Below are 7208 nucleotides of genomic sequence, written 5' to 3'. Positions count from 1 at the left end.
ATCTCCACCAGGCGTTCGAGGGTTGTGGCGACCCCGTCTGGCTCGTCGAGCGGCTCGCCGGCCGCGAAGGCGTGGCACGTGTCGAGGCAGATGCCGAGGCGAGGGTGGTGTTCGAGGATGTCGAGATAGGGCTCGAGGTCGTCGACCCGGGCGCAGAGCGATCGCCCCTGTCCGGCGGTGGGCTCGAGGAGCAGCCGCGGGCCGTCATCCGGGAGCGCGTCGAGGAGCGGGAGAAGCCCTTCGCGCACCTGCTTGAGGCCCGTGTCGTACGCCCCGTCGTCGACGCAGGACCCGGTGTGGACGACCAGACCCTGCGCCCCGATGGCGGCGGTGCGTCCGAGGTTGTGCGCGACCGCGGCGATCGACCTCTCGTACGTCGTGGGGTTCGGGCTGCCGAGGTTCACCAGGTACGGCGCGTGGACGAACGCCGGCACGTCCTCGTCCTCGCACCGCTGGCGGAACGCGGCGTCCTGGCCCGGGTTGCCCGCCGACGCCGCCCATCCACGCGGGTTCCCGGCGAAGACCTGGAGCGTGTCGGCCCCGAGGGCGCGCATGGTCGTCCACGCACCTCGGGCGAGCCCGGCTCCGACGGCGATGTGCGCCCCCAGAGGGTTGCGGGCGTGCGTGACGGGGGCAGAGGGGGAGGGGTTCGGCACGCCGACCATCTTAGGTCGTACCGTCCGGACGGTACGACGACCGATGGACCGGTCAAACGATCCTGAGGATGATCGTGGACCCGGGCGGAGCCTCGTCGCCACCGCCCGGCGACTGCCGGGAGACCAGGTTGCTCCCGAAGTGGATGCGCTCCTTCTCGACCTCGACCACGAAGCCGGCGGCCTCCAGGATGGCCCGCGCGTCATCGACGTTCTTGCCGACCACGCCGGGGACCTCGATGGGCTCGCGACCGTCGGAGACCGTGAGCGTGACAGTGTCGCCCTTGTAGGCCGTGCCGCTCGAGGGGTCCTGGCTCATGACCTCGTCCTTGGGGACCTCGTCGTCGTTGACCCGCGTGACCTCGACCTCGAAGCCCGCCTTCTCAAGCTCCTGCTGAGCCCGGTCGACCGGCTTGCCGGTGTAGTCGGTCACCTTGACCGGGCGCCGTCCCTTGCTCACCACCAGGTCGACCTCGGTGTCGGGCCGGATCATCCGTCCGACCGGCAACGAGACGGCGATCACGTCACCGAGCTCGACGGAGTCGTCGTACTTGCGGTCGACCTGACCGACGACGGCCTTGATGTCGGCCAGCGCCTGCTCCGCCTCGCTCTCGGACATGCCTTCGAGGTCGGGGAGGGGGTAGCGCTCTTTGCCCTTGGACACGGTGAGCGTCAGCGTGCCGTCGGGAAGGATTCGTCCGCCGGGACCGGGGTCGGTGGAGACGACCGACCCGCGGGCGACCGTCTCGCTGTAGGAGTCGCCGCCTGTCTCGACCACGTAGCCCGCGCGCTCTCCCTCGGCGCGCGCCTCGGCGAGCGGCAGCCCGACGAGGTCGGGTGCGGAGTCGTAGCGCGCCACGCCGTACCACCAGCCGGCGCCCGCCGCGAGGAGCGCGACGAGGAGGACTCCGACGAGCAGGAGTCGCCCGCGCCGGCTCCGTGGTCCGCCGCGGGGCGTCGACGGGGGAGACGCGGGCGCTGAGGGGATGCCGGACGCGTCGCGGGTGACGGTCCGGGTCGCCTCGTAGCCGCCGTGGTCACCGTCGGCGTACGACGCCACCGTCGTCGGCGCGTCCGCGGAGGGGTCGCGCGGCCCCCAGTGGTCGTGCGCGGCGTCGGCGGGCGCGAGGGCCGTCATCGCCTCCGTCGGGTGGTGCGGGATCTCGTCGCTCGGAGCCATCACGATCTTGTGCAGACGCAGGTCCTGGGTGAGCTCGACGTCGTCGGCGACGTCGGCCTCCAGCGCGGACCGGACTCGGCGCACCTGGTGGAGGAGGACCCGGGCGTCGGCGGAGCGCTGGTCGCGGTCGCGCGCTGTCGCGCGGGCGACCAGCGCATCGACGTACGGCGGGATGCCGGCCACCAGGGTCGACGGCGCGGGGACGTCGGCGTGGACGTGCTGGTAGGCGACCTGGAGCGGGGTCTCACCGGTGTGCGGCTTGGAGCCGGTCAGCATCTCGAACATCATCGCGCCGACCGCGTAGACGTCGCAGCGGGCGTCGGCGGCCTCGTTGAGGACGAGCTCGGGGGCGAGGTACGAGACGGACCCGACCAGGACGCCGCCCGTCGCCTGCGAGTCGGAGCTGATCGCCCGGGCGAGGCCGAAGTCGGCGACCTTGAGCTGTCCGTCGGGGGTGATGAGGACGTTCTCGGGCTTCACGTCGCGGTGGATCATCCGTGCGTCGTGCGCCGCCGAGAGCGCCAGCAGCAGCGGCTCGACGAGAGTGAGCACGCGGCGAGGGGGCAGCGGGGCCTCGCGGCTGATCACGTCGCGGAGAGTGTGGCCGGCGACGTACTCCATGACGAGGTACAGGAGCCCCAAGTCGGCCCCCTGGTCGAACACCGCGACGACGTTGGGGTGGCTGAGGCGGGCTGCGGCCCGTGCCTCGCCCTGGAGGCGCGTGGTGAAGCCGTCGGCGTCGGGACCGGACTGCATCACCTTCACCGCGACGGTACGGTCGAGGCGCGTGTCGGTGGCGAGCAGGACGGTGCCCATGCCGCCGCGGGCGAGGATCTTGCGCAGGTGGTAGCGACCGTCGAGCACTCGTCCTACGAGCAGATCGTCGTCGAGTGTCGTCACGGTCACCTCCTCACGGCGTGCGGGCCGGATCGTGGTCCGGGCAGGCCAACGCGGGGAACGGCCCCGCCTCAGTGTAGGTGAGCGCCTGCCCCGACCGGCGGAGGCGACTCCGTCGGGTCGTGCGAGTCTTGACCCATGGCTGACGAGACCGGATCCGTCCCGACGACGGGCGAACAGCTCGACGAGCTCGTTGACGAGTGGCTCACGCTGGACGAGGCTGCGACGGCGCTGGAGACGACGGTGAGCCGCGTACGCCAGAAGGTGCGCGAGCGGGACCTGCTCGCCGTGCGCACGGCGTCGTCGTCGAAGCAGCGTGTCCCCGCGCTGCTCCTGGTCGACGGCGCCCCGCTCGAAGGGCTTCGCGGCACGCTGGTGCTCCTGGGGGATGCACGCTTCACCGACGAGGAGGCGGCGGTCTGGCTCTTCACCGCCGACGACACGCTGCCGGGTCGCCCGGTCGACGCGCTGCGCGAGGGCCGCGGCCGTGAGGTCCGCCGGCGCGCGCAGGCGCTCGGCTTCTGAGCGAAGCGCCCGACCGGCTCAGGCCGAGCGACGCACCGCGCGGGTCGCGAGATCCGAGAGCAACCCGGCGTACGGCGCCAGCCGCGGATGCGTGAGCGCGGCTGACGCCCGGTCCTCGAGGGCGACGATGTCCTCCTCGAGCCGAGCCAGGGCACCGGTGTCACGCATCACGTCGCGGAGGCGGTCGACCGCCTCCGGGGTGAGAGACGGATCACCGAGCCCTCCGTCGAGAGCCGCGCGCTGCTCGCTCGTCGCCCGCTCGTAGGCGTGCGCGACGAGCACCGTCTGCTTGCCCTCGCGGAGGTCGTCGCCGGCCGGCTTGCCGGTGACCGCCGGGTCGCCGAACACGCCGAGCACGTCGTCGCGCAGCTGGAACGCCTCGCCGAGCGGGACGGCGTACTCGCTGAGCGCGTCGATCGTGTCCTGACCGGCCCCCGCCAGGGCCGCACCGAGGTGGAGGGGGCGTTCCACGGTGTACTTCGCCGCCTTGTAGCGCACCACTCGCAGCGCCTCCTCGACCGAGCTCTCGCCGATCGCCTGGCCGACGAGGTCGAGGAACTGGCCCGAGACCACCTCGGTCTTGCAGGCATCGAGGTACGGGGTGGCCCGTGCGACGACGGCGGGTGCGAACCCGGACGTACGGAACATCTCGTCCGACCAGGAGAGCAGGAGGTCGCCGAGCAGGAGCGCCGCCCCGGTGCCGTACGCGTCGGGGTCTCCTGACCAGCCGGCCGCTCGGTGGGCGATCGCGAAGGCGGCGTACGCGGACGGGTTGCCACGCCGAGTCAGCGAGGCGTCGATCACGTCGTCGTGCACGAGCGCGCTCGCCTGGAGCCACTCGAGGGCGGCGGACGCGCGAGCGACTGCCGCGTCGTCGCCGGTCCCGCCGCCGACGACCCACCCCGCGTGGCAGAACGCCGCGCGGAGACGCTTGCCGCCTGCCGCGGCCTCCGACGCGGCGGCGAGGAAGGGGATCAGGCGGGGCCCGAGGGGGGCGAGTCGCTCGCGCTGGGCGGCCGCGAAGGCCTGGAGCTCCTCACCGACCCGGGTCGAGAGGTCGGGGGAGTCGGACACGATCTCCACCCTACCGACGTCCACACCGACGTCCACGACTCGGCCGGACCGCCGCCTGCGGCCGTACGCCCGGTTAAGGTGAGGTCATGTCGACCGCCCGCCGTCTCAGCGAGGACATCGCCGCCTCGGCGCCGAGCTTTTCGTTCGAGTTCTTCCCGCCGAAGAACGACGCCGGCGAGCGCGCGCTGTGGACGGCGATCCGCGAGCTGGAGCCCTTGCACCCGACGTTCGTCTCGGTGACGTATGGCGCCGGCGGGTCCACCCGTGACCGCACCGTGCGCATCACCGAGCGCATCGCCACCGAGACCACGCTCCGCCCGATGGGGCACCTGACCTGCGTCGGCCAGTCGCGCGACGACCTTCGTACGGTGCTCGGCCAGTACGCGGCCGCGGGTGTGCGCAACATCCTCGCGCTGCGCGGTGACCCGGTCGGAGGTCCCGGTGCGCCCTGGACGCCGCACCCGGGCGGCCTCGACCACGGCGACGAGCTGGTCGCCCTGGTCGCGGGGTTGGGGACCTTCTGCGTCGGTGCGGCGGCGTACCCGAAGGGACACCGCGAGTCCTCCAGCCTGGAGGCGGACGCCGACGTCGTGGTGGCCAAGGCCCGCGCCGGGGCGGAGTTCGTGGTCACCGACTTCTTCTTCCTCGCCGAGGACTACTTCGCGCTCGTGGAGCGCGTCCGCGCCCGAGGATGCGAGATCCCCGTGGTGCCGGGCATCATGCCGATCACGAACCTCAAGCAGATCTCCCGCATGGCCGAGCTCTCGGGTCACGACGTGCCGCCGTCGGTGGTCTCACGGCTGGAGCCGTGGGCCGACGATCCCGACGGCCTGCGCGCGGAGGGGACGCTGGTCGCGACCGAGCTGTGCGACGCGCTCCTCGAGGGCGGGGCGCCGGGCCTGCACTTCTACACGCTCAACCGCTCGACGGCGACCCGGCGCATCTACGAGAGCCTCGCTCCGCTCCCCGTGATGTGACCTGCGACACGCGCGGCCATCGCCTGCGTCCGGCGCGTGGACCCCAGCGGTGCGATCCTGACGTTGTGACTCGGGAGCAGCACCGCAAGCGGGGGATGCTGGTGCTCGGCGGTCTGATCGGGGCCGTCGTGTTCGTCGGCTGCGCCTACCTGTACTTCCACGGAGGCGTCCACGGGGGCCTCCTCGTCGTCGCGTGGTGGACCAGCGGCCTGGTGAGCGTCGGTCTGGGGGTGGCGACCTGTGGCGTCGAGGACGACGGCATCGAGCGTCCCCACTATCTCGGCTCGCTCGTCACCGGTCTCCGTCAGGAGTGGAGCCACACCGGCACCCACGGGCGCCGCTGAGCGGTCGGCCTCATGGTCGGAGGGTCTCGGCCGCCGCGGCGGTCCCGAGTGCGACCAGCTCGGTCGACGGGCCTGGGTGGGCGTTGACGCCGACCCGGAGCAGGCCGCGTCGCTCCGGCCCGACCCCGGGGAGCGTGAACGCCGTACGCCACCCCGACCACTGCCAGCCGTGGCGCGCCCCGTGGCGGCGCGCCACGTCGACCGGGCTCACGTCCTCCCGGTGGACGACGTGGTCGCCGACGTCGATCCCGACCCGGCGCAAGGTCAGCACGGGGTCTTCGGCGGCGAGGTGCTCGACCGTCCATGCCTGCCCGTCGCCCGTGTGCGTGGCGCTGGGCGTGACCCGGACGGGGGTGCCGTGGACGACCGTCTGCTGAGCCAGCCGGGGGGCGTACGGGCCCAGGCCGAGGTAGGTGACCGCCGACGGCACCCGGGGGAGGGCGTCGGTCTCCGACCGCCCGCCCGGTCCGGTCGGGGCTGCCCACACGACGACGTCCGCGCCGACCCTGCCGTCGTCGGTGAGGACACCGTCGACGACGTCGGTCCCTGTCACGTCGTGGGCACGCACGCCGGGCCTGATCTCCACCCGCCGCTCCTCCAGCCGTCGCTCGAGCGCCGCGAGGAGGGCCGTCGAGCCGCCGGCGATCCGCCAACGGCCGAAGGAACGCTCGACCAGGTCGTACACCCCGAGGAAGGCGGGCATCGAGCGGGGCTGCTGCCCGTCGAGCCGGTGGCGGTCGAGCACGAGCGCGCGGAGGTGAGGATCGCGAAGACCGCGTCGAGCCGCGCGCTCGAGGGACAGGCGCATCCGCAGCGTCCGCCACTGCTCACGGTCGAAGTCGTCGCGTCCGGTAAGCGGCCGCCCGAGCGCGACATGGCGCAGCACCTCCCACGCGTCGTCGAACCCGTCGAGCCACCGGGTCCACCGCTCGCCCGTGCCACGGCCGAGCACGGCGTCGATCGCGTCGGTCTGGGCTCCCCGGCTGCCGGTGGGAAGGTCGAGGACGAGGTCGCGGTCGAACACATGCCGCCGGGCGACGGCAAGAGGCTCGAGGTCGAGGACGCGCTCGAGCGGCCGGCCGGACTTCTTGAAGAGGTCACGCACCGTCGCGGGCAGCGTCAGCTCCGACCACCCGTGGTCGAAGGACCAGCCTCCCGCCTCGTACGGCCGGAGCTGCCCACCGAGACGGTCGTCGGCCTCGAGCAGGACCACGCGGTGCCGCATCTTGGCCAGGCGGACCGCAGCAGAGATGCCCGCGAACCCGCCCCCGACCACCACCACGTCAGCCACCGGGTCAGGCTACCGAGCGACGCCGACGCGCCGACGTGCACGTCGCGGTCCTCGCTCAGGTCACGATCTGAGTACGAATGCTCATGTGGATCGGCGCTCACGCGCGAGACGATGGTGGCGACGCTGCTCGTCCGGCTCGCGTCGGGGGTCGAGCCGGGCGGGCAGCTCCATGTCTCCGGGTGATCGGCGCTGCCGGGTCAGGCGACCTCGGTGGGAGTGCCGCCCGTGATCGCGACGAGCTGGTCGAACGAGGTTGCGAACACCGCG

7 protein-coding genes are annotated in these 7208 nt (G+C 72.8%); 3 read left to right on the top strand and 4 right to left on the bottom strand.

Features of this window, described 5'->3' with window-relative positions:
- On the bottom strand, positions 1 to 656 hold a 656-nt coding region (locus PV363_RS14175; protein WP_301022644.1), incomplete at its 3' end, for a TIM barrel protein.
- Positions 657 to 708: 52 nt separating this feature from the next.
- Positions 709 to 2733, bottom strand: coding sequence for a Stk1 family PASTA domain-containing Ser/Thr kinase (gene pknB, locus PV363_RS14170; protein WP_301022643.1), 2025 nt, complete (start codon positions 2731 to 2733; stop codon positions 709 to 711).
- A 135-nt stretch (positions 2734 to 2868) separates the two neighbouring features.
- On the opposite strand from pknB, the gene PV363_RS14165 reads away from it, so the two are divergent.
- Positions 2869 to 3255 (top strand): Rv2175c family DNA-binding protein, encoded by a 387-nt coding sequence (locus PV363_RS14165; protein WP_220344371.1) that lies wholly within the window; start codon positions 2869 to 2871, stop codon positions 3253 to 3255.
- A gap of 18 nt (positions 3256 to 3273) precedes the next feature.
- Here PV363_RS14165 and PV363_RS14160 read toward each other — a convergent pair whose 3' ends face one another.
- Entirely contained in the window at positions 3274 to 4329 is a 1056-nt protein-coding gene (locus PV363_RS14160; protein ID WP_301022642.1) for a polyprenyl synthetase family protein, read from the bottom strand.
- 86 nt (positions 4330 to 4415) lie between these two features.
- Between PV363_RS14160 and metF the strand changes: the two genes are divergently transcribed.
- Both metF and PV363_RS14150 read left to right on the top strand, forming a co-directional pair.
- A complete protein-coding gene (gene metF, locus PV363_RS14155; RefSeq protein WP_220344373.1) occupies positions 4416 to 5306 on the top strand; it encodes a methylenetetrahydrofolate reductase [NAD(P)H] in 891 nt (296 codons plus the stop codon).
- 65 nt (positions 5307 to 5371) lie between these two features.
- Positions 5372 to 5650, top strand: coding sequence for a hypothetical protein (locus PV363_RS14150; RefSeq protein WP_220344374.1), 279 nt, complete (start codon positions 5372 to 5374; stop codon positions 5648 to 5650).
- A 10-nt stretch (positions 5651 to 5660) separates the two neighbouring features.
- Here PV363_RS14150 and PV363_RS14145 read toward each other — a convergent pair whose 3' ends face one another.
- A complete protein-coding gene (locus PV363_RS14145; protein ID WP_301022641.1) occupies positions 5661 to 6941 on the bottom strand; it encodes an FAD-dependent oxidoreductase in 1281 nt (426 codons plus the stop codon).
- Positions 6942 to 7208 lie beyond the last annotated feature (267 nt).

It is taken from the genome of Mumia sp. (genome assembly GCF_028803055.1).
GTDB lineage: Bacteria > Actinomycetota > Actinomycetes > Propionibacteriales > Nocardioidaceae > Mumia.
This window is presented reverse-complemented; position numbering and strand designations above follow the sequence as displayed.